Genomic DNA, 25040 nt, shown 5'->3' on the forward strand with positions numbered 1-25040 from the left:
GCGCCAGGCGGAGGCGGGCTCCCCGTCGAGCTCCGCCGCGAACTCCTCCGCCGTGCGGCAGCCGCAGTCGACGCCCTCCGGTGGCTTGACCGGGCCGAACCGGCAGCCCTGGAGCCGGTGTTCGGCGCTCCGTAGCCCCGCCGCGGCGGCCTCCAGCAGCTCGAAGATGTCCCAGGACATAACGACCGCGACGGGAGCGCCGTTCTCGGTGAGCGCGGTCGGCGCTCCCGTCTCCCTGGCGCGGGCGAGGACGGTGTCCAGGCCGACGGCGAGGTCGGTGGTGGCGGTGGTGGCGGTGGTGGCCGTGGTGGGAAGTTCGGAGAGCTGGTCGAGAAGGTCCATGGCGGGACCGTAGAAGGCTGTCCCGGCCGGGGGGCCAGGTGGCATGCCGATCCAGCCGCCCCCGGAGGAGCACGGGTCACCCCACGGGCTCGCGGCGAGCACCCGCGCGCCGCCGTTCACAGCAATCGCACGAAGACCCTGGCGCTGTTGTGGAAGCGCACGGTCACGCCCCGGTAGTCGGGGCGGGCGTCGGGACGGGTCGACCAGCGTTCCACGTGCGCGATCTCCGGGGACGCCGCGCGGCCGAGCAGCGCCGAGAGCCATGCCTCGGGGGCGTCCTCCGGCCGTGGCGGCTCACCGGCCGCGCAGGGGGTGCCGTGGACCGGGGTGTCGGTGAACCCCTCGTGCTTGGCGCCGTCCGGGAGCTGGCCGACGACGCCCCAGCGGGAGACCCGCTGGCCAAGGGTGATCGCGAGGCCACAGGGGACCTTGGTCTCCCCTTCCTCCGCCAGGGTCTGGACCCGGGTCACACCGGGGTCGTTCTTCGCCAGGTCGATGACGAACTCCTGGAACCTGCCGGGGCGCATGGGTGGCCTTCCCGCCGTGCGGGCACGGCGACTGGTGATCGGGGGTGGGCGGGCCGCCATCGGCTCTGCCGGGGCGCGTCGTCGGGGAACGAGGGCACGTCCAGACGGTCCACGACGGACGCTAGGAGTACGCCCGCGGGCCTGCCAGGAGCGCGTCGCCGTGGCGGGAGGCAAAGGGCGCGTTCGCCCGGCGCGCGGGTCCGCGCGTCCGCCTCCTCAGGGCGCACGCCGGGCCGAGTCGGACAGGTGGGCCGACCGCCCGACGTCCCGAGGCGTACCCTCGCGTACCCCGAATGCCGTCTTTCGTACGGACTCACCGGGCGTCACCATGGGCTCAACCGGCCCAGGACCAAGGGGGCGTCGCCATGGGCAAGCACGAGAAACCTCCGGCCGACCTGTCCAAGGGGAAGCCGCCGCCCGGCAATTCGGACAGTCAGGCGCCGCCTTCCCCTCCCCCGACCGGCAAGCACAAGAAGAAGTAGCCATGCCCGCACCGTTCGAGGGGCGGAGGCGTCGGCTCGCGGAGGAGATGGAGCGGCGGGGGTCGTGGCCCAGCCGGTCGCCATGGGTGCGGGCGGCGGTGGACGCGGTGGCGCGGGACCGGTACGCGCCGACCCGGCTGTGGTACTGGGACGGGCACGCGTATCTGCCGGTGGACCGGGAGCGCGATCCCGACCGCTGGGCCGACGAGGTCTACGGCGATCCCGACGCCGCCGCCGTCGCCCAGCTCACCGGCGGGCGGCCCTCCTCCAGCCTCTCCTGCCAGAACATCGTCGTCGACATGCTCGACTCGCTGCTGCTGGAGCCCGGCCACACGGTGCTGGAACTCGGTACCGGCAGCGGATGGACCGCCGCCCTCCTCGCGCACCGGGTGGGCGCGCGCCAGGTCACCAGCGTGGAGATCGATGCCCGGCTGGCGGACACGGCCCGGTTCCGGCTGCCGCCCGAGATGGCCGTCATCACCGGTGACGGCGACGGGGGGTGGGCGCCCGGCGCGCCCTATGACCGGGTCATCGCCGCCTACGCGGTCGACCGGGTGCCCTGGGAGTGGGTCGCGCAGACCCGGCCCGGGGGCCGCATCGTCACCCCCTGGGGCCGACTGGGCCATCTCGCGCTCACCGTCGCCGACGACGGGCGGTCCGCGTCCGGCTGGGTGCAGGGCCTGGCCCAGTTCCTGCCCGCGCGCGGGCTCGACCACGGCACCGGCGACTACGGCGAGATCCGGGGCCACGGTCCGGCCGAGGAGGAGCGCCCCTGGGGACGCGATCTCACCCCGCTGCGGGACGACTGGCATCTGCGGTTCGCGCTGCGGGTGGCCCTGCCCGAGCTGTGGATCGCCGTCGCGGAGGACGCGGACGGGCTCAACGCGTGGCTGCATGACGGGGTCGCGTCCTGGGCGGCGCTGTCGGCGGTGGGGGACGGGACGACGGTGGCCTACCAGGGCGGGCCACGGCGGCTGGCGGACGAGCTGGAGGGCGCGTGGGAGACATGGCGGGAGGCGGGGGCGCCGGAGCTGTACGACTTCGGGGTGACGGTGCGGGAGGGCGAGCAGTTCGCCTGGGCGTGCGACCCCGAGAAGGGACCGCGTTTCCCCGTGTGACGGGGGTCGCGCGGAGTCGCCCGTCCGCGTGCGGGTGGAGCCGCCCAGGTGCAGCCTGGCCCCGGCGGAGCGAGCCGTCCTCCCCGTACCCGTACGGAGACGCCCTTCCCGCTGGGGGCGCCCGCGCATCACCACCGGGATGAGCCCCGCAGAGCGGAACGGGCGATGCGGGAATCCCGGGCAGGGGCCGGGCGTGGGGCGGCGGACGGCGGCCCAGGCGGTCAGGTCGGCGCGGTGGCGCGGGAGGCACGGGCGCGGGCGCGGGCGCGGAAGGCGGCCGTGGACGACCCCCGGCCCTCGCGCGGACCGGGGAGGTGACACGGCCGCTTCCCCCGCGGCCCCCGCGCCGGGGTCAGACGTGCAGGGCGCCGATCGCGCGGGAGAGTGCCGTGGCCGTGTCGGGGATCGCCAGGTGGACGCCCGCGCGCACGACCGGGCGGCCGGAGACGACCACGTCGGTGACGTCCGCCGCGCCGGCGGCGAACACCGCCGTCTCCACGGCGCGCAGCGGCCCCGCGCCCGCCGTGCGGACGGAGTCCAGGCGGAGCGTGGTGAGGTCGGCGAGGGCGCCCGGCTCCAGGCGTCCCGCCTCCGGCCAGCCGAGGGCCGCGTGTCCGTCGGCGGTGGCGGCGCGCAGCAGGGCCGCCGCCGTCCAGTGGCCCCGGATCCGGGTCCGCAGCCGTTCGTCGAGTTCGAGGGCGCGGGCCTCCTCCAGCAGGTCGATCACGGCGTGGCTGTCGCTGCCCAGGCTCAGGGGCGAGCCCGCCCGCTGGAGGGCGAGGGCCGGGCCGATGCCGTCCGCGAGGTCGCGTTCGGTGGTGGGGCACATGCACACCCCCGCGCCCGCGCCGCCGAGGACGGCGATGTCCTGGTCCGTGAGGTGGGTGGCGTGGACGGCGGTCACGCCTGGCCGCCACAGCCCGTGCCGCTGGAGTAGCCCGGCCGGGGTGGTGCCGTGGACGGCCTGGCACGCCTCGTTCTCGGCGGGCTGCTCGGAGAGGTGGATATGCACGGGCACGCCGTGGGTGCGGGCCGCGAACTCCCCGTATCCGTCGGTCGCGGAGAAGGCGCGTACGGAGTGGATCGCGGCGCCGGTCCGCGCGTGCTGCCGGGGGGTGAGCCGGGACCAGCGGGCGTACCAGCCGTCCAGGGAGCCGTCGCCGAAGCGCCGTTGCGGCCCCTCCAGCGGTCGGTAGCCGTCCCGGGTCAGGCCGCCGTGGAGGTAGACGGTGTCCAGGAGGGTGATCCGGATGCCCGCGTCGGCGGCGGCCGCGATGAGGGCCTCGCCCATGGCGTTGGGGTCGGCGTACGGGGTGCCGTCGGGCCCGTGGTGGAGGTAGTGGAACTCGCCGACGGCGCTGATCCCGGCCAGCGCCATCTCCGCGTACACCGCGCGGGCGAGGGAGTGGTACGTGTCGGGGGTGAGCCGGGAGGCGACCTGGTACATGGTCTCGCGCCAGGTCCAGAAGGTGCCGGTGCCGGTCTGGGTGGTGGCGCGCAGCGCCCGGTGGAAGGCGTGGGAGTGGGTGTTGGCCAGGCCGGGGAGGGTGAGTCCGCGCAGGACGGCCGCGCCGGGCGGCGGGGCGGTGATCCCGGTGCGTACGGCCGTGATCCGGTCGCCGCCGTCCCCGCCGGTCTCGATGACCACACCGGGCTCGGCGTGGGTATCGAGCCAGGCGTGTTCGGCCCAGTAGGTGGTGGTCATGCGCGGGCCAGCCCTTCCAGGACGTCCGCGAGCGCGTGGACGCCCGCCACACAGTCGTCCTCGGCCGCGGACTCCTTCGGGGAGTGGGAGACGCCCGTCGGGTTGCGGACGAAGAGCATCGCGGTGGGGACCGACGCGGAGAGGATCCCGGCGTCATGGCCCGCGCCGGTCGGCAGCACCGGGATCCGGCCGCCGAGGATCCGGTTGATCTCGTCGCGCAGGGTGTGCGCGAACTCCACGACCGGGGTGAACGACTCCCGTACGACGGTCAGTTCCACCCCGTCGAGCCCGGCGCGGGCGCGGGCGGACTCCTCCAGCGCGGTGACGAGGGCGTCCAGGGTGTCCTGGTCGGGGGCGCGGGAGTCGAGCCAGCCCCGGACCAGGGAGGGGATGGCGTTGACCCCGTTGGGTTCGACGGCGACCTTGCCGAAGGTGGCGAGGGCGCCCCTGTGCACGGCCTCGCGGCGGGCGGCGAGGACGGTCTCGGCGTAGCTGAGCATCGGGTCGCGGCGGTCGGCGAGCCGGGTGGTGCCCGCGTGGTTGGCCTCGCCGTGGAAGTCGAACCGCCAGCGGCCGTGGGGCCAGATGGCGGAGGCGAGACCGACCCGGTCGCCGGTCAGCTCCAGGCCTCGGCCCTGCTCGATATGGAGTTCGACGTAGGCGGAGATCCGGGCGAGGCGCCCGGGGTCGGGGCCGAGCCGGGTGGGGTCCTGGCCCGCCGCCTCCATGGCGTCGGGGAGCGAGATCCCGTCGGCGTCCCGCAGCGCGTACGCCTGGTCCCGGGTCAGCCGTCCGGCGGTGAGCCGGGAGCCGACGCAGGCGAGGCCGAAGCGGGCGCCTTCCTCGTCGGCGAAGTTGGTGATGGCGAGGGGGCGGGTGAGGGTGGTGCCCCGGGCGCGCAGTTCGTCCACGGCGGCGAAGGCGGAGACGACGCCGAGGGGGCCGTCGAAGGCCCCGCCGTCGGGGACGGAGTCGAGGTGCGAGCCGGTGACGATGGCGTCACCGGCGTCGGGGTCGCCGAGCCAGGCCCACTGGTTGCCGTTGTGGTCGGTCTCGTGGGTGAGTCCGCGCGCCTCGGCCTGTTCCCGGAACCAGGCGCGCAGCTCGGTGTCGGCGGGGGTCCAGGCGTAGCGGCGGTAGCCGGTGGTGGAGCGGTCCCGGCCGAGGGCGGCCAGCTGTGTCCACATGTGGTGGAAGGAGTCGGGGGTGGTGCCGGTCATGGTGTTGGTGCCCGCCCTTCGCGCGGCCCCGGGGCCGCCAGGCCCCCTCGCCCCCGCCGCGCTCACGCGCCCTCCCGCATCGGCACCCGCACACCCTGCTGCCCGGCCACGGCCTCCGCCTCCTCATATCCGGCGTCGACATGGCGGATCACGCCCATCGCCGGGTCGTTGGTGAGCACCCGGCGGATCTTCTCGCCCGCCAGCGGGGTGCCGTCGGCGACGGTCACCTGGCCCGCGTGGATCGAGCGGCCCATCCCGACGCCCCCGCCGTGGTGGAGGGAGACCCAGGAGGCCCCGGACGCCACGTTGACCATGGCGTTGAGCAGGGGCCAGTCGGCGATGGCGTCGGATCCGTCGCGCATCGCCTCGGTCTCGCGGTACGGGGAGGCTACCGAGCCGCAGTCGAGGTGGTCCCGGCCGATGGCCAGCGGCGCGGCGAGTTCACCGCTGGCGACCATGTCGTTGAAGCGCTCGCCCGCGCGGTCGCGTTCACCGTGGCCGAGCCAGCAGATCCGGGCGGGCAGCCCCTGGAAGCGGACCCGTTCGCCCGCCAGCTCGATCCAGCGGCGCAGGGAGGCGTTCTCGGGGAAGAGGTCGAGGATGGCCCGGTCGGTCCTGGCGATGTCGGCGGGGTCGCCGGAGAGCGCCGCCCAGCGGAAGGGTCCCTTGCCCGCGCAGAAGAGGGGGCGGATATAGGCGGGGACGAAGCCGGGGAAGTCGAAGGCGCGGGCGTAGCCCGCCAGTTTGGCCTCGCCCCGGATGGAGTTGCCGTAGTCGAAGACCTCGGCGCCCGCGTCCTTGAAGCCCACCATCGCCTCCACATGGCGGGCCATCGACTCCCGGGCCCGCTGGGTGAAGTCGGCGGGCTTCTCGGCCGCGTACGCCTTCATCTCGGTGATCGGCACACCGGCCGGCAGATAGGACAGCGGGTCGTGGGCGGAGGTCTGGTCGGTGACGATGTCGATCGGCGCGCCCATCGCGAGCAGCCGGGGCAGGACCTCGGCGGCGTTGCCGAGCAGCCCGATGGAGAGGGGGCGGCGGGCGTCGCGCGCGTCGGTGGCGAGTTGGAGGGCGTGGTCGAGGGAGTCGGCGCGGATATCGAGGTAGCGGTGGTCGATCCGGCGCTCGATGGCGCGCGGGTCGCAGTCGACACAGATCGCGACGCCGTCGTTCATGGTGACGGCGAGCGGCTGGGCGCCGCCCATGCCGCCGAGTCCGGCGGTGAGGGTGATCGTTCCGGCCAGGGAGCCGCCGAAGCGTTGGGCGGCGACGGCGGCGAAGGTCTCGTAGGTGCCCTGGAGGATGCCCTGGGTGCCGATGTAGATCCAGGAACCGGCCGTCATCTGCCCGTACATGGTCAGTCCGAGCGCCTCCAGGCGGCGGAACTCCTCCCAGCTGGCCCAGTCGCCGACGAGGTTGGAGTTGGCGATGAGGACACGCGGCGCCCACTCATGGGTGGTCAGGACGCCGACCGGGCGGCCGGACTGGACCAGCATGGTCTCGTCCTGCTTGAGGGTGCGCAGGGTGCGGACCATGGCGTCGAAGGAGCGCCAGTCGCGGGCGGCCTTGCCGGTGCCGCCGTAGACGACCAGTTCGTCGGGGTGTTCGGCGACCTCGGGGTCGAGGTTGTTCTGGAGCATGCGCAGGGCGGCCTCCTGCTGCCATCCCAGGGCGCTCAGCCGACTGCCGCGCGGTGCCCGGACGGGGCGGGGTCCTGACATGGCGGGGGCCTCCTCGCGGGGTGGGGGATCCGCCCGTCGGCGGTGCGTACGCGCCACCTAAGACGGGTACGGCACGCGCGGCGTGTGCGACACGCGGCACGGGAGGGGCGGATCCACAGAGGAATTTATTCACATCCTGGTGCGATGAATACTCCTAGTCAATGGCTGCGCCGCCCGCACCCCGGATGATTGGCTGGCGCCATGACTGTCGACCGTCGAAATCAAGCCGTTCGCGCCGCCGTCGAGCAGGGGCTGCTGAGCGAGGACAGGCCGGTGGCCGCACTGCTCGACGCGGCCGGGATCAGGGCGTCGGCCGCCGCCCTGCGGGACGCCTTCGCCGCCGTGACCGACGCGCCCGTGCTGCACGCGTTCGCGGTGAAGGCCGCGCCGCTCGTCCCCGTACTCGCGCTCCTGAACGCCGAGGGGATCGGTGCCGAGGTCGCCAGCCCCGGCGAACTGGCCCTGGCGAGAGCCGCCGGGGTACCCCCCGGACGCACGGTCCTCGACTCGCCCGCCAAGACGCCCGGCGAGCTGCGGGAGGCGCTGGCGCTGGGCATCGCCGTCAACGCCGACAACCCGCAGGAACTCGCCCGCATCGACGCCCTCGCCCGCGAGGGCACCTCCGCCCCGCTGGGCCTGCGAGTCAATCCGCAGGTCGGCGGCGGGGCGATCGGGGCGCTGTCGACGGCGACCGCCACCTCGAAGTTCGGTGTCGCGCTGCGGGACGAGGGCGCCTGGCGGCGGGTGGTGCGCGCCTATCTCGACCGGCCCTGGCTGACCCGGATCCATGTCCACAGCGGCTCCCAGGGGATACCGCTGGAGCGGATGGCCGAGGGCGTCGCCGAGGTCCACCGCCTCGCCGAGGAGATCAACGCGGCGGCCGGACGGCGGCAGGTCGACACCCTCGACATCGGCGGCGGGCTGCCGGTGAACTTCGCCTCCGACGCGCACACCCCCGCCTTCGCCGACTACGCCGCCCTGCTGAAGGAGCGGGTGCCCGGTCTGTTCGACGGCGGATACGGCCTGGTCACCGAGTTCGGCCGGGCCCTGGTCGCCAAACACGGGATCCTGCTGGCCCGGGTGGAGTACACCAAGGAATCCGGGGGCCGCCCGATCGCCGTCACCCACGCGGGCGTCCAGGTCGCCACCCGTACCGTCTACGACCCCGCCTCCTGGCCGCTGCGGATCGAGGTCTACGACGGCCACGGACGCCCCAGAACCGGCCGGCCGGTGGTCCAGGACATCGCCGGTCCCGCCTGCTTCGCGGGCGATCTGCTGGCCGAGTCCCGGCCCCTGCCCCGGGTGGCGGCGGGCGATGTGGTCACCGCCCTGGACACCGGCGCGTACTTCTTCGCCAACCACTTCGGCTACAACAGCCTGCCCCGCCCGGCGATCCACGGCTTCGGCGCGGACCCGGCCCGCTTCACCCTGGTCCGCCCGGCGCAGTCGGTCGAGGAGATCGTGACGGAGTCGGGCGGCGCCCGCGCGGACGCGCTGCTGTAACGCGCGCGGCGGTTCGTACGGAGTCGGACGGGCCCCCACGGGGTCGGCGCACCACCGCCGGGCCCGTACGAACCGTTCGCCCCGTACGCGCCATCCAGCCCGTACGCGCCATCCAGCGCGCACGAACCGTTCGGCCCGCACGAACCGTTCGGCGCGGGCGAACCGGGCACACCACCGGCACATCCGTACCGGCGAGTTGTGGACACGGGCACATGATCCGCCCATCTCCCGTGGTATCAGCGGCACACGGCCGGGCAGTCCTCCCCCCACACCACACACGGGAACCGTCGGGGGAGGACGAACACCACCATGACGAGCGCCAAGGACAGACCGCGGGAACCGGCCGCACCCGGCGCCGACGGTCCGCTGAAGCGGGCCATCGGTCCCAGGCTGCTGATCCTCTTCGTGATCGGGGACATCCTCGGCACCGGCATCTACGCCACCACCGGCAAGGTCGCCGGAAGGGTCGGCGGCGCGCTGTGGGTGCCGTTCGTGATCGGGTTCGTGGTGGCGCTGCTGACGGCGGCGTCCTATGTGGAGCTGGTGGGGAAGTACCCCAAGGCGGCCGGGGCCGCCCTCTACACCCAGAAGGCGTTCAGGGTCCCGTTCCTGACCTTCATCGTCGCGTTCATGGTGATGTGCTCGGGCCTGTCGTCGGCCAGCGCCGCCGCGCGGGCCTTCAGCGGGGACTACTTCCGGGAGTTCACCGACGCGGTACCCGCGACCGCCGTCGCCATCGCCTTCCTGCTGCTGCTCGCCGCCCTCAATCTGCGCGGGGTGTCGGAGTCGGTGAAGGCCAACGTGGTGCTCACGGTGGTGGAGCTGACCGGACTCGCGATCATCCTGGGCATCGGGGCGTGGGCCGTGCTCTCCGGGGACGGGGAGCCGTCACGGCTGCTGGAGTTCGAGGCGTCGGGCAGCGGTTACGCGCTGCTGACCAGCGTGCTCGGGGCGACGGCCCTCGGCTTCTTCGCCTTCGTCGGCTTCGAGGACTCGGTCAATATGGCGGAGGAGACCAAGGACCCGGTCCGCACCTTCCCCCGGGCGATCTTCCTCGGGGTCGCCGTCACCGGCACCATCTACGTCCTGGTCGCCCTCACCTCCTCCCTGCTGGTGGACCACCGCACCCTGGAGGGGTCGAGCGGACCGCTGCTGGAGGTGGTGAAGGCGGGCGGGGTGGACTTCCCGCCCAGACTCTTCGCACTGATCGCGCTCTTCGCCCTCGCCAACACGGCCCTGATCAACATCATGATGGCCTCGCGGCTCTGCTACGGGATGGCCAATGAACGCATCCTGCCGAAGGCGATGGGCCGGGTCCTGCCCGCGCGCCGCACCCCGGTCGTCGGCATCGTCTTCGTCTCCCTGCTGGCGGTGGGCCTGGTCTCGACGGGCGAGATCGAGGGCCTCGGCGACACCACGGCCTTCCTGCTGCTCTGTGTGTTCGCGGTCGTCAACATCACGGTGCTGGTGCTGCGCCGGGACCGGGTCGCGCACACCCACTTCCGTACCCCGACCGCCCTGCCGGTGCTGGGCGCGATCACCGCCCTGGTGCTGGCGAGCCCGCTGGCGGACCGGGACGCGGAGGTCTACATCCGGGCCGGGGTGCTGGTGGCGATCGGGGTCGGGCTGTGGGTGCTGAACAAGGTGGTGCTGCGGGTACGGGGAGAGTGAGCGGGCGCACTCACCTCGTCGGCGCGGGCCCCGGTGGTCCCGTCCGCGTCCGGTGATCACGGGCCCGGTGGCGGCCCGGACCGGGCCTAGGCGAGCGACAGCGCGCTGACCCCCGACAGGATCGGTACCGGCACATAGCCCGCGGGTCCGGAGCCGATACCGCAGGTGGGCGCGGTGTCCGCCGTGGCGGAGACGTTCGTTCCCGCGGTGTAGGGGCCGCCGCCGGGGCCGATCACCGTCGAGAAGTGGTCCGTGTTCGGGGTGGAGAAGTAGACGCACTGGTGGAGGTTGACGTACCGCCCGGTCGTCAGGTCCAGCGTCCTGATGCCGGTCATCGCGGGCACCAGGCGGTAGTTGCCGTCACCGGCGCCGCACCGCGCGCCCGCGTCGGGGGTGGTGGCGATGTTGGTGCCCGCGAGGAAGCGGCCGTCGCCGCTCGGCACGACGGTGCTGAAGTAGTTGACCGCGCTCGGCGAGAAGTACGTGCACTGGTGCACGTTCAGATAGCGGCCGGTCCGCACGTCCAGCGGCCTGGCGGCCGACAGCAGCGGCACCAGGGTGTAGTTGCCGTCACCGGCGCCGCAGCGGGGGGCGCGGTCCGGGGTGGCGGAGGCGTTCGTTCCGGCGAGGAAGCGGCCGTCTCTGCTCGGTGTGTAGGTGGTGAAGTGGTTGGTGGCCGACGCCGAGTAGTACACGCACTGATGGATATTCAGATACGGCGGGGCGAGACGCCGGGCGTCCGGCCCCGGGGATCCGGCGCCGGCGGCCGTGGCGGTGAGGCCCGGTGCGACGATCAGCGTGGCGACGGTGGCGGCGGCGGTGAGCCAGACCCTGGCGCGTCCGATGGGGTGCACTCCCGTTCTCCTCTCTCTCGCCTCCCCCGCACTCCTGGTCGTTCTCATGCGCGAGGGGAGAACCAGGGCCAGCAGAGCATGACCCCGCTCCCGATAGCCCCCCATCGCTCACCAAACCCCCCATATCATCAGTTCTAGAGCACTTCCGCCCCAAGTGGAGCGCGTTCACCTCGCGTTCCCCGCGCGAGCGTGCGCCCCGCACACCCAGCGTCCGCGCCCCCCTCCCACGGCCGTCCGGCCAGGACCGGAGCGCCGCTGCCAGCCGGTCCACCCGTGCGGATCCATCAGACCGGACGGGATTTCGTTCGATTCGTCCCCGTCGCGCGGGGCGTCCACAGCGGAGCCGGGACGGCGCTCGACAGCCGCGCGGGCGCACGCGAGCACGAGGGCAGCCGCGTTCGTAAGCCCTTAGTACCGTGCCGGTGTTCAGCCGACGATCGGAGGCACTATGCCGCATTCCTCTGACGATCACATCGGCGCACGGATCGCCGACTTCCGGAAGTTGCGCCAACTCACCCAGTCCGGTCTCGCGCAACGCGCCTTCCTCTCCCGCGGGACCATCGCCAAGGTGGAAGCGGGCCTCTCCCCCGCCACCCCCACGATCGTCGCGGCGGTCGCCCGCGTCCTCGAAGTCGACATAGCGGCGCTGAACGGCCAGCCGTATGTCTCGGAGATGCGCCAGGACCATCTGGACCGGCTGATCTCGCCGCTCTCCGACGCGCTCGACCTCTACGACATGGGCCCCGAACCGGCGATCAGACCCCGGGAGATCGGACTGATCGCGGCGGAGGTCAGCACGCTGTGCGCCCGCACCTGCGCCACCGAGTACCGGGGGGTCGGCGAACGGCTCCCCGCGCTGCTCGGGGAGCTGACGACCGCGATCAGCACCCTTCCGCCCGGGCCGGTACGGATCCGGGCCGCCGAATGTCTGAGCTGGTGCTACTGGGTCGCCTACGAGTTCGCCTACCGGCTGGGCTACCACCAGCTCGCCTCGATCGCGCTGGAGCGCATGGGCTGGACGGCCGAACAGGCCCAGGACCCCCTGCTGCTGGCGCTGCGCTACCGCCACCGCAGCGCCATGCTGCTGCGCCGGGGCGACCACCGGATGGCGCTGCGGGTGCTGGAGCGCGGACACCGGCTGATCGAACAGGCCGACGCGCACGGGGCGATGCCCGCGCTGGCGGTCGGCGGGAGCCTGCACCTCGCGGCGGCCATCGCCTCGGCGCAGGCGCGGGACGCGGACGCGGTGGCCGGGAGCATGGAGCTGGCCCGGGAGGCGGCGCAGCGCGTCGGCCGGGACGTGCCGCATGTGTACTGGGCGAGTTTCGGCATGACGAACGTGGCCCATTTCGACGTGACCACGCTGGTGGAACTGGGACGGCTCGGCGAGGCCATGCAGTCGGCCCGGCAGCTGCGGTTCCCGGTCAGCCATCCCCGGATGCGGGTCGGCCGCTACCACATAGAGCTGGCCCGGGCCTGCGCCCAGATGGGCAAGGCGGAGTCGGCCGAGCACCATCTCCACCGGGCCCGGGTGGTCGCTCCCCAGCAGGCCCGCTACCACCCGCTGATGCGGGAGACGATCAGCGTCCTGGTGCGACGGCAGCGTCGCGCGCCCACCGGGCTGGCCTCCCTGGCCATGTGGGTGGGGATGTGAGCGGCCAGGCCGTGTGCCACCGGGCCGCGAGCCGCGGGGAGCGCCGCGGGAGGAGTCCGGGAGCGGGGAGGGGCGCCGGGGCGGATGCCCGGACGGGCGCCGGGACGTGAGCGGTAGATAAGAATGATATTTATCCGCATATCCGAGTAACGGCTTCGGTGTTCCCGACTGGGGAACACCGGAGCCGTTCCGTTTCGGCAGGCTGCTGGCAGGCCCCGGGACCGGCGGATCACTCTCGCCGGTCCGGTACCCCACGGGGGCCGACGCACGACGGAAGCGAGTTGTTGTGAACCATCACGGCAAGGATCCGACGTCCGGTGGGCCCCCCAGGGCCCGATGCGCCCGCGCCACACCAGGGACCGGGGCGGACACCTCCGCCACCGGCCCCGGGACGGCGGGTGGACCAGCCGCCCCGCTCGGCCGGAGAAAGGTTCCGGTGGCACCGCGCCGCCATGGACGCACGACCCGGCGCACCGGCGTCCGGACAGCGGACGCGCCGGGTCGGGTGTGCGCGCTGAGGCGGCGGAGGCCGCCGTCATGAGGCGGCTGTGGCGGTGGATCGCCATCGCGCTGGGCGACGCCGAGAAGCGGCTCGGTCTCGGACTGAGCCTGATGCGGGTGCGACACGCCGAGCACACGGAGCACGCGGCGTACCCACAGCACGCGGCGAGGGCCGAGAACGCGTCCTACGCCGAGTACGCCGAGGAGTGGCGCCGCAACCTCGCCGAGGAGACGCGCCAGTTCCAGGTCTACGAGGAGCTGTACACCCGGTCCGGCCGGGACCCGGACGGTCCCGGCCCCGGGGACGCCGGCTTCGGCCGCTCCCCGGAGGACCCCCACCCGGGGGACCTCCCCGGCTCCGGGGAACCCGACCCGTACGGCGACGACGACACCGGGTCCGGATACCCGGACGGGTACACGTACGGGTCCGGATACGACACCGCCGGGTACGGCTACGAGGCGGCGGCCCGGTGCGGCGAGGGCCCCCGCTACTGGGAGGAGGCGCGGTACTGGGCGGGCTCGCCCTACGCGGAGGAGGCGCGGTACGGGAACCCGTACCCGGAGGACGGACGGTACTGGGAGGACTCCCCGTACTGGGGCGAGTCCCAGTGCTGGGAGGGACCCCGGTACCGCGATGAGCCGCTCGACGGGAACACCTCGTGAGCGGGCACGCCCTCGGCTACCTCTGCTATGTGATCGCGGAGGGGCCGGTCTACGGCAGCGGCGCGATCGTCCCGTACGTCCTCGCGACCCTCACCACCGCGTCCCGGGAGACCGCCCTGGACTGGCTCCAGCACCACGCCCGCCGGGTGGCCGATCTGCTCGATCCCGACCCGGCCGTCTGCGGCTGGGTCACCCCGGCCATACGGCTGGACCGGATACCCGTGCCCGACGCGCCCACCGAGATACGGGGCTGGGGCCGCGACCCGGCCGAGCGCAGGGCCGCCTGGGCCCGGCTCGACCAGGGCGTGCCCGTCTCCGTCATCATCCCGGACGGGCCCGACCGCTACACCCTCGCCATATGCCCCCGGTCGGCGCCCGTGGCCCCGGGGTGGGCCACCCCGCCACGCGGAAGGTCCTTCTGAACAGGGCTCAGCGGACGGCCTGACGACGGCGCGACCCACCCGGCTCGGCGTCGCCCGCCGCCACCCCGGTGCACCAGAAGGCGGCGGTCCGCAGCGTACGTCCGCCCTGGGCCGCGTCGGCGCGGACCCACAGCAACCGGTCCTGGTCGCGCTCCCACTGTCCGAGCCGGACCGCCTTCGCCCACAGGCCCGCGCCGACACCCGCCACCACCAGTCCGCCCGCGGCCGGGAGGACGAAGGAGGAGGCGACGGCGGCCAGGAAGGCGGCCGCGAACCACCAGCGGTGGGCGCGGCGCCAGAGCCGGAGGGTGACCCGGCGGTCCTGGAGGACATCGCCCCGGGCCGCCCGGGTGGCGGCGGTGGCGCGGCCCCGGTAGCGCCGCCAGCGGGCCAGGGCGGTGACCGTGCCCACGATCAGGGCGAGGGCCGCGCCCGTGAGGACGCCGATACGGCGGCCGGTGAGCCCGGGGAGGAGGGTTCCGGTCCCGGCCGCCAGGAGGCCGAGCCACCACAGGGGGGCCGCCCCCGCCCGTACCACCACCGCGACCCTCGCCAGTGACTGCGACGCGCGCCCCACTTCGTACTCCTCACTGCTCAACCACGTCCGGGCCCCGGCCGGACCGGCTCACCCGGATTCCACCGCTGCCCCGCCCGACCGGACGTTAGCGCCGCTTTCTGAGCGGCATCTGAGAGAGCGGGGAAGGGTCACCTGAGTGGCTCACTCCGCGAAGAGGCCGCGCGCGGCCGCGCGGGCGTCGAACTCCTCCAGCCGGGCCTGGGCGCCGGGGAGTTCGTCGCACATGGCCTCCAGCAGCACCCGGCCCAGCAGCATCGGGCCGCAGGCGGTGTCGAACGAGAGCCCGGTGCCGACGGCGCCCGGGATCAGGAGGTCGCAGTGGGGCGCGACGGGGGCGAAGGCGGAGTCGGCGACGGTGACCACGGTCAGACCGCGTTCCCGGGCATGGGCGAGGGCGGTGACGACCTCCTTGGGGTGGCGCGGCAGCGCGAAGCACAGCAGCGCGGTGGCGCCCGCGTCGCGGGCCGCGTCGATCCGGTCCAGCAGCAGGCTGCCGCCCTCGTCGAGGAGGCGGACATCGGGATGGACCTTGGCGGCGAAGTAGGCGAAACCCCGGGCCTGCGCGGCGGCGGCGCGCAGCCCGAGCACCGGCAGCGGCCGGGAGGCGGCGAGCAGGGCGCCCGCCTGGACGACGGGCGCCGGGTCGGCGAGGAGGTCGGCGAGCTGGCGCAGGTTCTCGATCTCGGCGCGGACGGCCTGCTGGTACTCGTTGGGCAGGGCCTCGGGCGCGCCACCGCGGACGGGCGCGAGCTGGCGCAGATGGCGGCGGAGCGCGGGATAGCCGTCGAAGCCGAGCGCCACGGCGAAACGGGTCACGGACGGCTGGCTGACCCCGGCGGCCTCGGCCAGCTCCACACTGGACAGGAACGGCGCGTCGGCCGCCCGGCGCACCATGCTGTGCGCGATCCGCCGCTGGGTGGGGGTGAGGCGGTGCCCTTCGAAGAGCTGCTGGAGTCGTGCGGCAGGGCTGTCGCTCATGCCTTCCCCTCTGTCGGGTCGGTCGGTCGTGCGAGGGGCGGCGGGGACGGCCCGTCGGCGGTACGGAGACGGAGGCGTGTCCGGCCCCGGCGCGGCAGCCGTGGGGCCACCCCGGGGCATGGACCCTCGCGGGTCGCGCGGGGGTCCCGGGGCGGGGTTCCCGTACCGCCGGATCAGGTGCGGGCCTCCGCCAGCGCCGCGAAGGGCTCCAGCAGCGACACCGCCGCCGTCACATCATCGGTCAGCGGACGGTCGGACGCGTCATCGTCCAGGAGTGCGGCCGCCAGCGCGAACGCGCGTCCGACCGGAAGCCCGGGGTCCGGATGAAGGTCGCGCAGCCGCAGCGCCCGGGTCGCGGCGACCAGTTCACAGCCGATGACCAGCCGGAACGGCTCCACCACCCGAAGCGTCTGCCGGGCCGCGAGAGAGGCGAAACTGGCCTGCTCCTCGACCCCGCGGGAGAGGACCGCGTGACCGAGGGAGGCGGGGGCGGAGAAGGCCCGCACATCGCCGAGGGCCGCACCCGCCGCGTACTCCAGGATCATCACCCCCGAGCTGGCGGGCTCGGCGTCGGCGAGAAAGGGGCGCAGCCGGGTGTAGGCGGGCTCGTTGAGGGCGGCGAGCCGGGAGGTGGAGAGCCGGGCGGTCTGGGTCAGCGCGAGCCGCAGATGGTCCAGATCGAGGGCGAGCTGGGCCAGATAGAACCCACCGTGGTGGTAGGCGGCGCGGTCACCCGGATGGATCAGCGGGTTCTCGGCCGCCGCGTTCAGCTCGACGGTCAGGGTCCGCTCCAGGGCGTCGGCGGCGTCATGGGCGGGACCGTGGATCTGCGGCAGACAGCGGAACCCGTACGGATCCTGGATCCGGCCCAGCGGCGGAGTCGGGCGGTCCGGCGCGCCCAGGATCCGGCGCATCCGGTGCGCGACGGCATAGCTGCCGGGATGGGGACGGGCGGCGTGCACCGGTTCCGCGTACGCCTCGTACGAACCGTCCACGGCCAGCAGCGACAGCGCGGCGACCAGCTCGGCGGCGCGCACGAGCGTCCGCAGCCCGGTGACCGCGAGCGCGGCCTGACCGCAGCTGAGGGCGTTGGAGCTGATCAGGGCGAGGGCGTCGTTGTTGTCCAGCGGCTGGGGCGCCGGGGCCGCGCCGCGCCAGGGGTGCTCCCCGGCGAGCGCGAGACCGAGCTGGGCGAGCGCCGCGATATCGCCCGTGCCGACCGAGCCGAACTCATGCACCACCGGATGGGCGCCGGACTCCAGCGCGGCGCAGAGCGCGGTGATCACCGAGGGCCGCAGTCCGGCGCCGCCCGCGAGAAGCTGATTGAGCCGCACGGCGAGCATCGCCCGCACCTCACACGCGGGCAGCTCGGCGCCGACGGCCCCGGCGTGGGAACGCAGCAGCCGCAGACCGTGACGGGTGGCGGCGTCATCGTCGTCGGCGGGGACATGGTGGTCGCGATTGGCGCCGACGCCGGTGCTCCGGCCGTAGACACGGCCGGAGAGGGCGAGTTGGCGGGCGGTGTGCCAGGCGGTGGTGGCGCGCGCCAGGGCGGCGGGGTCGGCCACGGGTCTCACTCGCGCGTGCGCCAGCCCCACGACATCCCCCACCCCCATCCCCTTCCCGTCCACCCTCATCCCTCTCCCCATCTCTTCCTCCCTCTGCCCGGCAAGCGGGCTCCACCGAGGTACCCCCCTTGTCGGCACGGGGTCCCCCCCGTCGTAGGCACGGAACTCCCCCCGTTGTGGGCATCGGTTCCGCCAAGGGCGATGGGGGCACGCCCAGGCGCGGGCCTGGGGGAGGGTGGGCGCCCGGCCACCGTGTGGGCCCGCGCCGCAGGCAGGTCGCACCCAGCGAGCTCACGCAGGGCGCGCGCGCCACCCGCATTCGGCCCCGCCCGGCAACACGCTATTGACAAGCTATTCACGCACCCAGAACTCTGCATGCCCATATGCAACCGGGCAAGGGATCACGATGATCGACTTCCATACGGTGCACAAACGCTTCCCCAACGGCACCACCGCCGTCCATGACCTCACCCTCCACCTCCCCGAGTCCGCCGTCACCGTCCTCGTCGGCTCCTCGGGCTGCGGCAAGACCACCACGCTGCGGATGGTCAACCGGATGGTCGAGCCGACGTCGGGGACCATCCGGGTCGGCGGCAAGGACGTGCGGCGACAGGACCCCGCGCTGCTGCGGCGCGGCATCGGCTATGTCATCCAGCAGTCGGGGCTCTTCCCGCACCGCACGGTCGCGGACAACATCGCCACCGTGCCGCTGCTGCTGGGCTGGGGCCGCCGCAGGGCGCGGGCCCGGGCTGCGGAGCTGCTCGACGTGGTGGGGCTTGCGGCCGAGACCGCGCGGCGGTATCCGCACCAGCTCTCGGGCGGTCAGCAGCAGCGCGTCGGGGTGGCGCGGGCGCTCGCCGCCGATCCGCCCGTGCTGTTGATGGACGAGCCGTTCGGGGCGGTGGATCCCCTCGTACGGGCGCAGCTCCAGGACGAGTTGCTGAGACTCCAGCGGGAGCTGGGCAAGACGATCGTCTTCGTCACGCACGACATCGACGAGGCGGTGCGCCTCGGCGATCTGATCGCCGTCTTCAGGACCGGCGGGCGGCTTGTGCAGTGCGCGCCTCCGGCGGAGCTGCTGGCGCGGCCCGCCGACGACTTCGTGGCGGGTTTCCTGGGGGCCGAGCGCGGGCTCAAGCTGCTCTCGCTCTCCCCGGTCGCGGATCTGCCACAGCGTCCGGCCCCGGCCGGTGGCCGCTGGGAGCTGGTCCTGGACGGCGCGGGCCGCCCGCTGGGCTGGCGCGACACTCTCGCGCCGGGCACGGTCCCGCTCCCGCTGCGGCCCCTGCGCGACACGGACTCCCTCCTCGCCGCGCTGGACGAGTCGCTGGCCTCGCCCACCGGTCTGGTCGCCCGGGTCGACTCCGGCGGGGCGCTGACGGGGGTCACCACCCGGGAGGCCGTCCACGAACGCGCGGGCTCGGCCCATCTCGCGGCGCGCACCGCGCCCGCCGCCCCCGCGCCCGGAACCGCCTCCGGAGCCACGTCCGGCGCCGACCCCGCCCCCGGGGCCGGAGCCGCGCCGCCACCCGCCGCGCCCGCGTCCGGCCCACCCGGGACCACCCCATGACGATCGACTGGTCCTGGCTCGCCGACCACCGGGCGGATCTCGCCTCCCTCGCCCTGGACCATCTCCAGGCCGCCCTCTCCGCCGTCCTCCTCGGTCTGGTGATCGCCCTTCCGCTGGCCGTCCTGGCCCACCGGGTGCGGCCGTTGCGCGGTCCGCTGCTGGGGCTGGCGAACGTGCTGTTCACCATCCCCTCCATCGCGATCTTCATCCTGCTGCTGCCGGTCTCCGGGCTCACCCGCACCACCACCGTCATCGGTCTGACCGTCTACACCCTGGTGGTGCTGGTGCGGAACACGGTGGAGGGGCTCGACGCCGTCCCCGCCCGGGTGAAGGAGGCAGCGACCGCGATGGGCAGCCGTCCCCTGCGTACCCTCCTCACCGTCGAACTCCCGCTCGCGCTGCCCGTGGTGATGGCGGGGGTGCGGATCGCCACGGTGATGTCGATCTCGCTGGTCAGCGTCGCCACGTACATCGGTGACGGCGGTCTGGGGCAGCTCTTCACCGACGGTTTCCAGCGGAACTTCCCCACCCCCGTGATCGCCGGGGTGGTGCTCACCCTCCTCCTGGCGCTGGTCGCGGACGCGGCGCTGGTCGGGGTGCAGCGGCTGCTCAGCCCCTGGAACGTCCAGCGAACCCGGCGGCCCCGGTTCTCCCCGCGAAGGGAGCGGACCCCCCGTGTATGAACTCCTCACCGACCTCGGCGCCTGGCTCACCAGCGCCGAGCAGTGGTCGGGCCCCGAGGGCATCGCCACCCGGCTCGGCGAGCATCTGCGGTACGCGCTCCTCGCCACCCTCGTCGCCACCGTGATCGCGCTGCCGGTGGGGCTGCTGATCGGGCACACGGGACGCGGCGCGTTCCTGGCGATCAACCTGTCCTCGTTCGGGCGCGCGCTGCCGACGGTGGGGCTGGTCGTCCTGGTCTTCCTGGCCAGCGGGCTGTCGATGACACCGGTCTATGTGGCCCTGGTGGCCCTCGCCGTCCCGTCGATCGTCACCAATACGTACGCGGGGATGGCCGCCGTCGACCCCGAGGTCCGCGACGCCGCCCGGGGCCAGGGCATGCGCGCCCACCAGGTGCTGCTGCGGGTGGAGCTGCCGCTGGCGATGCCGCTGATCGTGACGGGGCTGCGGCTGGCGCTGATCCAGGTCGTGGCGACGGCGACGATCGCCGCGTACGTCAGTTTCGGCGGCCTGGGCCGTTATGTCTTCGACGGTCTGGCCCAGCGCGATCTCGTCCAGGTCCTCGGCGGCGCGGCGCTGGTCGCGGCGGTCGCGGTCGCCCTGGACCTGGTCCTGGCCGGTCTGTTCGCGCTCTGGCGGCGCTGGTCGGGGCCGGGACCGGGAGCGGCCCGCCCCGTACCCGAGCGGCCCCAGGGGACGACACCGGCCCCCACGGAACCCCGACCCCACCGACCTGAGGACCGGAGATGAACCGACGCACCCTCCTCGGCGGGTTGTCCGCCGCCGCGTCCCTGCCCGCGCTCGCCGCCTGCTCCGGCGGCATCACCTCGCTGGACGGGAGCGACGGCGGCCTGTCCGGCGGCGGTTCCAGCCGCGGCGGGATCACCATCGGCACCGCCAACTTCACCGAGAACCAGATCCTCGGCCATCTCTACGCCACCGTGCTGGGGGCCGCCGGGGTGAAGACCACCGTCCGCCCCAACATCGGCACCCGCGAGATCCTCATCCCCGCGATGACGGGCGGGGACCTCGATCTGCTCCCCGAGTACCAGGGCGCGCTGCTGCACTACCTCGACCAGAAGGCCACCGCCACCGAGGCGGGCGCGATACAGAACGCGCTGGCCATCGCCCTCCCACCGGGCCTCCAGGTCCTTCCGTACGGGATGGCGGAGAACGCCGACGTCTTCGCCGTCACCCGGGAGACCGCCGAGAAGTACGGCCTGCGCGGCCTGGATGACCTCGCCCGCCACAACGGCGAGCTGGTGCTCGGCGCGGCGCCGGAGGTCAGGAAGCGGGTCGTCGGCGTCATCGGACTCAAGGAGGTGTACGGGGCGGAGTTCCGCCGCTTCGCCTCGCTGGACTCCTCGGGGCCGCTGGTCAAGGGCGCGCTGCGGAAGGGGGATGTCGACGTCGCCAACCTCTTCAGCACCGACAGCGACATCACGGCCGAGGGCTGGGTGGTCCTGGCCGACCCGAGGAACCTGATCCCCGGCCAGCGGGTCGTGCCGCTGATCGCGGACCGGGTGGCCGACTCCCGGGTCCGCCGGGCGCTGGCCCGGCTCGGCGCGGTCCTGACGACCGAGCAGCTCACCGAACTCAACCGGAAGGCGGACAAGGACAAGGACGACCCCGAGGACGTGGCACGCGCCTGGGCGGCGCGGCACGGTCTGGGCTAGGCCCCCTGTTGGCGCGAGCCGCGCCCCGCGCCAACAGGGGGGCTACCCCCACTGACGTGGCCCCGGCCGCCCCGTAGCGTGCGGGGGTATGACAGCCCGTGACTCTGAGCTGAGGAAAGAACTCGACGCCACCCTCCACGCCCGGCGTGATCTGGGGGAGGAGTACGAGTCCGCGTTGGTCGAGTCCTTTCTGGACAAGGTGGAGCAGCGCGTCGACGGTACGGTCGACCGCCAGGTCCGCCGTCAGCTGGCGGAACAGCAGATGGTGGTGGCGCGTGGCGCCCGCCCGGCGCCCGACCGGTCGGCGCCCACCTTCGGCGAGCGCTTCGGCTTCGGGATCATCTCGCTGATCCTGGCCGTGCCGCTCTCCGCGATCGGCGGGGTCAACGCGGGGTTCGGGGGGCTGGTCGCGACCTGGGTCGGCATCGTGGCGGTGAACGTGGTCCACGCCGTGGGCGGCTTCCGCCGCGGTGACCGCGCGGAGCCCGCCGCGGAGTGGGACCGCTGACGCGGACCCGCCCCGCGGGATAGGCCGGGGCCGGAGCGGGGGGCCCGTTCACACCCGTGGACGGCCGACCCGCACATCAGGACGCGCCCGGCCCTCCCGTACACGTACGCGTACGGCGGGCACCGCGATGCGCGGACGGCGTCGTCGTCCCCACGGCACGGGCTTCGCGCACGGCCATCGGCTTCGTACACGATCCGGCCACGGCGCGCGCCGCGCCGGACCCCGCGCCGGACCGTCCGGACAGCACGCGAACGGAAGCACCTACGCAACCCGGCTGGGACGGCCGGGACCGGGGGAGACGGCTGACGCGGGGACCGCCGCACCCCCGGCCGCCTGCCGGGAGTCGGGACGACAGCGGTCCCCGCGCGGGACACGGTCCCGGGTCAGGGCCGGTGTGCCGCGTCCTGGAGGCGCCGCAGGCCCGGGAGCCGCTCCGGTTGCCAAGACGCCGACCGTGGCGTCGGCGGGGAACCCCGCCGACACCCCCTACTGTGCCCCAGCCGTGTTAAGCGGGTGCTGCGCCCGCGTGAACACCCGCGCACGGCGGGACCGGAACGGCCCCGCCGTCAGGGCCTGTCCGACGGATCTACTTCTCCTTGCCCGCGCCCGCCAGGAACGCCAGCAGGTCCTGACGGCTGACCACGCCCGTCGGCTTGCCCTCCACCAGCACGATCGCCGCGTCGGCCGCGCTGGACTCACCGAGGACCGCCATCAGATCGGCGACGGGCTCTCCGGAGCCGACCTGCGGCAGGGGGGCGCTCATATGCTTCTCCAGCGGATCGTTCAGCGCGGCCCGCTGGGTGTAGAGGGCTCCCAGCAGCTCCCGTTCGACCACGGAGCCGATGACCTCGGCGGCCATCACGTCCGGGTGACCGGCGCCGGGCTTGACGATGGGCATCTGGGAGACGCCGTACTCGCGGAGCACCTCGATCGCCTCGCCGACCGTCTCCTCCGGGTGCATATGCACCAGGCTGGGGATCGCGCCGCCCTCCTTGTGGCGCAGCACGTCCCCGACGGAGGCGGACGGACCGGCCTCCTCCAGGAAGCCGTAGTCGGCCATCCACTCATCGTTGAAGATCTTGGAGAGATAGCCCCGGCCGCTGTCCGGGAGGAGCACGACCACGACATCGTCCGGGCCGAGCCGCTCGGCCACCCGCAGCGCGGCGACGACCGCCATCCCGCAGGAGCCGCCGACGAGGAGGCCCTCCTCGCGGGCGAGGCGCCGGGTCATCTGGAACGAGTCCTTGTCGGAGACGGCGACGATCTCGTCGGTGACATCCGGGTCGTAGGCGGTGGGCCAGAAGTCCTCACCGACGCCCTCGACGAGGTAGGGGCGGCCGGAGCCACCGCTGTATACGGAGCCCTCCGGGTCGGCGCCGACGATCCTGACCTGGCCGCCGCTGGCCTCCTTGAGGTAGCGGCCGGTGCCGGAGATCGTCCCGCCGGTCCCCACACCCGCGACGAAATGGGTGATCTTCCCCTCGGTCTGCTCCCAGAGTTCGGGACCGGTGGTCTCGTAGTGCGAACGCGGGTTGTTCGGGTTGGAGTACTGGTCCGGCTTCCAGGCGTTCGGGATCTCCCGGACCAGCCGGTCGGAGACGTTGTAGTACGAGTCGGGGTGCTCGGGGTCCACGGCGGTCGGGCAGACCACGACCTCGGCCCCGTAGGCCCGCAGCACGTTGATCTTGTCGGTGGAGACCTTGTCCGGGCAGACGAAGACGCACTTGTATCCCTTGCGCTGGGCCACCATCGCCAGCCCCACACCGGTGTTGCCACTGGTCGGCTCCACGATCGTGCCGCCCGGGACGAGCGCGCCGCTCTCCTCGGCGGCCTCGATCATCCGCAGCGCGATGCGGTCCTTGACCGAGCCGCCGGGGTTGAAGTACTCGACCTTGGCGAGCACGGTCGCCTGAATGCCCTCGGTGACGCTGTTGAGCCTCACCAAGGGGGTGTTTCCGACCAGACTGATCATCGAGTCATGGATGCGCACGGTGTCTCTCCGGGGTCTCCGTAGTGAATGCGGACAGAGTATGCGGTTACCGGTACGGGATTGGGCGTCTGCTACCACGGGGCAGGAAGCTTCATGACGAGAGGAGGCCGGACGATGTCCAGAGCGAGAGTGGCGCGGCGCATCGCGGCGGGCGCGGCCTACGGCGGCGGGTCCCTCGGACTGGTCGGGGTCGCGACCGTGGGGCTGGTGCTGGCGGAGGTCCAGCTCGCGAAGCGTTCGGTGGGCGGGGGCACCGCGCCGCTGCCGCCCCGGGGCGACGGCCTCTACGGGCTCGCCTTCGGCCGGGAGGACCCCCTGCTCCTCGGTGTCCTCGGTGACTCCACGGCGGCGGGCCAGGGCGTGCGGCGGGCCGGTCAGACCCCGGGGGCGCTGCTGGCCTCCGGGCTGGCGGCGGTGGCCGAGCGCCCGGTGGAGGTCTGCAACGTGGCCCTGCCCGGCGCCCAGTCGGACGATCTCGACCGCCAGGTCTCGCTGCTGCTCTCGGACAGCTCGCGCTCCCCCGACCTCTGCGTCCTGATGATCGGCGCCAACGATGTCACCCACCGGATGCCGCCGACGGAGTCGGTGCGCCATCTGGCGACGGCGGTGCGGCGACTGCGGACGGCGGGCGCCGAGGTGGTGGTCGGCACCTGTCCCGACCTGGGCACCATCGAGCCGGTCTACCAGCCGCTGCGCTGGCTGGCCCGCCGGGTCTCGCGCCAGCTCGCGGCGGCGCAGACGATCGTGGTGGTGGAGCAGGGCGGGCGGACGGTCTCGCTCGGCGATCTGCTCGGGCCCGAGTTCGCGGCCAACCCGAGGGAGATGTTCGGCGCGGACAACTACCACCCCTCGGCCGAGGGGTACGCGACCGCGTCCATGGCGATGCTGCCGACGCTCTGCGCGGCGCTGGGTGTCTGGCCGGAGTCGGACCGGCCGGAGGCCGCGCGGGACGAGGGCGTACTCCCGGTCGCCCAGGCGGCGGCGGAGGCCGCGAAGGAGGCGGGCACCGAGGTCACGGCCGTCCGCGCGCCCTGGGCCCTGCTCAAGCACCGCCGACGGCGGCGGCTGCCGCACCCCGGGCCCGCCGCCGACTCCCCGGAGGCGGCGGG

21 protein-coding genes and 1 pseudogene are annotated in these 25040 nt (G+C 73.8%); 12 read left to right on the forward strand and 10 right to left on the reverse strand.

The window, feature by feature from the left end; all coding sequences use genetic code 11:
- Together ACFVIM_RS15555 and ACFVIM_RS15560 are read right to left on the reverse strand one after the other, a co-directional pair.
- The coding region (locus ACFVIM_RS15555; protein ID WP_384301358.1) for a type II toxin-antitoxin system prevent-host-death family antitoxin at positions 1-342 on the reverse strand (342 nt) is incomplete at its 3' end.
- Positions 343-458: 116 nt separating this feature from the next.
- On the reverse strand, positions 459-869 hold the full coding sequence (locus ACFVIM_RS15560) for a hypothetical protein (protein ID WP_384301360.1): 411 nt from the start codon (positions 867-869) through the stop codon (positions 459-461).
- A gap of 484 nt (positions 870-1353) precedes the next feature.
- Between ACFVIM_RS15560 and ACFVIM_RS15565 the strand changes: the two genes are divergently transcribed.
- Positions 1354-2469, forward strand: a complete 1116-nt coding sequence (locus ACFVIM_RS15565) for a methyltransferase domain-containing protein (protein WP_384301361.1) — start codon at positions 1354-1356, stop codon at positions 2467-2469.
- 352 nt (positions 2470-2821) lie between these two features.
- Here the strand turns inward: ACFVIM_RS15565 and ACFVIM_RS15570 are convergent, their stop codons facing one another.
- The 3 genes from ACFVIM_RS15570 to hutU form a co-directional block, all read right to left on the reverse strand.
- On the reverse strand, positions 2822-4174 hold the full coding sequence (locus ACFVIM_RS15570) for a formimidoylglutamate deiminase (protein ID WP_384301363.1): 1353 nt from the start codon (positions 4172-4174) through the stop codon (positions 2822-2824).
- Positions 4171-5394, reverse strand: coding sequence for an allantoate amidohydrolase (locus ACFVIM_RS15575; RefSeq protein ID WP_384301364.1), 1224 nt, complete (start codon positions 5392-5394; stop codon positions 4171-4173). Before ACFVIM_RS15575 ends, ACFVIM_RS15570 begins: the two co-directional genes overlap by 4 nt.
- Before the next feature lie 62 nt (positions 5395-5456).
- On the reverse strand, positions 5457-7115 hold the full coding sequence (hutU, locus tag ACFVIM_RS15580) for a urocanate hydratase (RefSeq protein WP_384301366.1): 1659 nt from the start codon (positions 7113-7115) through the stop codon (positions 5457-5459).
- Positions 7116-7316: 201 nt separating this feature from the next.
- Here hutU and ACFVIM_RS15585 point away from each other — a divergent pair, with 201 nt between their 5' ends.
- Both ACFVIM_RS15585 and ACFVIM_RS15590 read left to right on the forward strand, forming a co-directional pair.
- Positions 7317-8618 (forward strand): diaminopimelate decarboxylase, encoded by a 1302-nt coding sequence (locus ACFVIM_RS15585; RefSeq protein ID WP_384301368.1) that lies wholly within the window; start codon positions 7317-7319, stop codon positions 8616-8618.
- A 309-nt stretch (positions 8619-8927) separates the two neighbouring features.
- The gene (locus ACFVIM_RS15590; RefSeq protein ID WP_384301370.1) at positions 8928-10289 is read left to right on the forward strand and encodes an APC family permease; all 1362 of its coding nucleotides are present in this window, start codon (positions 8928-8930) and stop codon (positions 10287-10289) included.
- A gap of 86 nt (positions 10290-10375) precedes the next feature.
- Here the strand turns inward: ACFVIM_RS15590 and ACFVIM_RS15595 are convergent, their stop codons facing one another.
- Entirely contained in the window at positions 10376-11143 is a 768-nt protein-coding gene (locus tag ACFVIM_RS15595; protein ID WP_384301371.1) for a hypothetical protein, read from the reverse strand.
- A 448-nt stretch (positions 11144-11591) separates the two neighbouring features.
- Here ACFVIM_RS15595 and ACFVIM_RS15600 point away from each other — a divergent pair, with 448 nt between their 5' ends.
- The 3 genes from ACFVIM_RS15600 to ACFVIM_RS15610 all read left to right on the forward strand — a co-directional run bounded on the left by ACFVIM_RS15600 (position 11592) and on the right by ACFVIM_RS15610 (position 14383).
- Positions 11592-12797 carry a helix-turn-helix domain-containing protein gene (locus ACFVIM_RS15600; protein WP_384301372.1) on the forward strand — a complete coding sequence of 402 codons (1206 nt, stop codon included), beginning with the start codon at positions 11592-11594 and terminating at the stop codon, positions 12795-12797.
- A gap of 537 nt (positions 12798-13334) precedes the next feature.
- Entirely contained in the window at positions 13335-13961 is a 627-nt protein-coding gene (locus ACFVIM_RS15605) for a ferritin-like domain-containing protein (protein ID WP_384301374.1), read from the forward strand.
- On the forward strand, positions 13958-14383 hold the full coding sequence (locus ACFVIM_RS15610) for a hypothetical protein (protein ID WP_384301376.1): 426 nt from the start codon (positions 13958-13960) through the stop codon (positions 14381-14383). Before ACFVIM_RS15605 ends, ACFVIM_RS15610 begins: the two co-directional genes overlap by 4 nt.
- A 7-nt stretch (positions 14384-14390) precedes the next feature.
- On the opposite strand, the gene ACFVIM_RS15615 is transcribed toward ACFVIM_RS15610, so the two are convergent.
- The 3 genes from ACFVIM_RS15615 to ACFVIM_RS15625 all read right to left on the reverse strand — a co-directional run bounded on the left by ACFVIM_RS15615 (position 14391) and on the right by ACFVIM_RS15625 (position 17587).
- Entirely contained in the window at positions 14391-14960 is a 570-nt protein-coding gene (locus ACFVIM_RS15615) for a hypothetical protein (RefSeq protein WP_384301378.1), read from the reverse strand.
- 141 nt (positions 14961-15101) lie between these two features.
- The gene (locus ACFVIM_RS15620) at positions 15102-15938 is read right to left on the reverse strand and encodes a MurR/RpiR family transcriptional regulator (protein ID WP_384301379.1); all 837 of its coding nucleotides are present in this window, start codon (positions 15936-15938) and stop codon (positions 15102-15104) included.
- Positions 15939-16111: 173 nt separating this feature from the next.
- On the reverse strand, positions 16112-17587 hold the full coding sequence (locus ACFVIM_RS15625) for an aromatic amino acid ammonia-lyase (RefSeq protein ID WP_384301380.1): 1476 nt from the start codon (positions 17585-17587) through the stop codon (positions 16112-16114).
- Between the two features lie 325 nt (positions 17588-17912).
- Between ACFVIM_RS15625 and ACFVIM_RS15630 the strand changes: the two genes are divergently transcribed.
- The 5 genes and pseudogenes from ACFVIM_RS15630 (at position 17913) to ACFVIM_RS15650 (ending at position 21941) form a co-directional block, all read left to right on the forward strand.
- On the forward strand, positions 17913-19076 hold the full coding sequence (locus tag ACFVIM_RS15630; RefSeq protein WP_384301382.1) for an ABC transporter ATP-binding protein: 1164 nt from the start codon (positions 17913-17915) through the stop codon (positions 19074-19076).
- Positions 19073-19759, forward strand: coding sequence for an ABC transporter permease (locus ACFVIM_RS15635; RefSeq protein WP_384301383.1), 687 nt, complete (start codon positions 19073-19075; stop codon positions 19757-19759). Before ACFVIM_RS15630 ends, ACFVIM_RS15635 begins: the two co-directional genes overlap by 4 nt.
- Positions 19752-20381 (forward strand): annotated as a pseudogene (locus ACFVIM_RS15640) (ABC transporter permease); the annotation flags it as partial. The gene ACFVIM_RS15635 and the pseudogene ACFVIM_RS15640, both read left to right, overlap by 8 nt.
- A gap of 122 nt (positions 20382-20503) precedes the next feature.
- Entirely contained in the window at positions 20504-21433 is a 930-nt protein-coding gene (locus tag ACFVIM_RS15645) for an ABC transporter substrate-binding protein (protein ID WP_384301384.1), read from the forward strand.
- An 88-nt stretch (positions 21434-21521) separates the two neighbouring features.
- Positions 21522-21941, forward strand: a complete 420-nt coding sequence (locus ACFVIM_RS15650; protein ID WP_384301386.1) for a hypothetical protein — start codon at positions 21522-21524, stop codon at positions 21939-21941.
- A gap of 586 nt (positions 21942-22527) precedes the next feature.
- On the opposite strand, the gene ACFVIM_RS15655 is transcribed toward ACFVIM_RS15650, so the two are convergent.
- On the reverse strand, positions 22528-23931 hold the full coding sequence (locus ACFVIM_RS15655) for a cystathionine beta-synthase (protein ID WP_384301388.1): 1404 nt from the start codon (positions 23929-23931) through the stop codon (positions 22528-22530).
- 114 nt (positions 23932-24045) lie between these two features.
- Here ACFVIM_RS15655 and ACFVIM_RS15660 point away from each other — a divergent pair.
- Positions 24046-25040: SGNH/GDSL hydrolase family protein (locus tag ACFVIM_RS15660; protein WP_384301390.1), on the forward strand; the 995-nt coding region annotated here is incomplete at its 3' end.

This window comes from Streptomyces sp. NPDC057638 (assembly GCF_042800315.1).
Lineage (GTDB): Bacteria > Actinomycetota > Actinomycetes > Streptomycetales > Streptomycetaceae > Streptomyces.

Bases quoted from the DNA above. Each gene is read 5' to 3' on its own strand.
- ACFVIM_RS15565 (WP_384301361.1), top strand. From the start codon at position 1,354: ATGCCCGCACCGTTCGAGGGGCGGAGGCGTCGGCTCGCGGAGGAGATG.
- ACFVIM_RS15570 (WP_384301363.1), bottom strand. From the start codon at position 4,174: ATGACCACCACCTACTGGGCCGAACACGCCTGGCTCGATACCCACGCC.
- ACFVIM_RS15605 (WP_384301374.1), top strand. From the start codon at position 13,335: ATGAGGCGGCTGTGGCGGTGGATCGCCATCGCGCTGGGCGACGCCGAG.
- ACFVIM_RS15575 (WP_384301364.1), bottom strand. From the start codon at position 5,394: ATGACCGGCACCACCCCCGACTCCTTCCACCACATGTGGACACAGCTG.
- ACFVIM_RS15585 (WP_384301368.1), top strand. From the start codon at position 7,317: ATGACTGTCGACCGTCGAAATCAAGCCGTTCGCGCCGCCGTCGAGCAG.
- ACFVIM_RS15630 (WP_384301382.1), top strand. From the start codon at position 17,913: ATGATCGACTTCCATACGGTGCACAAACGCTTCCCCAACGGCACCACC.
- ACFVIM_RS15560 (WP_384301360.1), bottom strand. From the start codon at position 869: ATGCGCCCCGGCAGGTTCCAGGAGTTCGTCATCGACCTGGCGAAGAAC.
- ACFVIM_RS15625 (WP_384301380.1), bottom strand. From the start codon at position 17,587: ATGGGGAGAGGGATGAGGGTGGACGGGAAGGGGATGGGGGTGGGGGAT.
- ACFVIM_RS15620 (WP_384301379.1), bottom strand. From the start codon at position 15,938: ATGAGCGACAGCCCTGCCGCACGACTCCAGCAGCTCTTCGAAGGGCAC.
- ACFVIM_RS15590 (WP_384301370.1), top strand. From the start codon at position 8,928: ATGACGAGCGCCAAGGACAGACCGCGGGAACCGGCCGCACCCGGCGCC.
- ACFVIM_RS15650 (WP_384301386.1), top strand. From the start codon at position 21,522: ATGACAGCCCGTGACTCTGAGCTGAGGAAAGAACTCGACGCCACCCTC.
- ACFVIM_RS15600 (WP_384301372.1), top strand. From the start codon at position 11,592: ATGCCGCATTCCTCTGACGATCACATCGGCGCACGGATCGCCGACTTC.
- hutU (WP_384301366.1), bottom strand. From the start codon at position 7,115: ATGTCAGGACCCCGCCCCGTCCGGGCACCGCGCGGCAGTCGGCTGAGC.
- ACFVIM_RS15645 (WP_384301384.1), top strand. From the start codon at position 20,504: ATGAACCGACGCACCCTCCTCGGCGGGTTGTCCGCCGCCGCGTCCCTG.
- ACFVIM_RS15635 (WP_384301383.1), top strand. From the start codon at position 19,073: ATGACGATCGACTGGTCCTGGCTCGCCGACCACCGGGCGGATCTCGCC.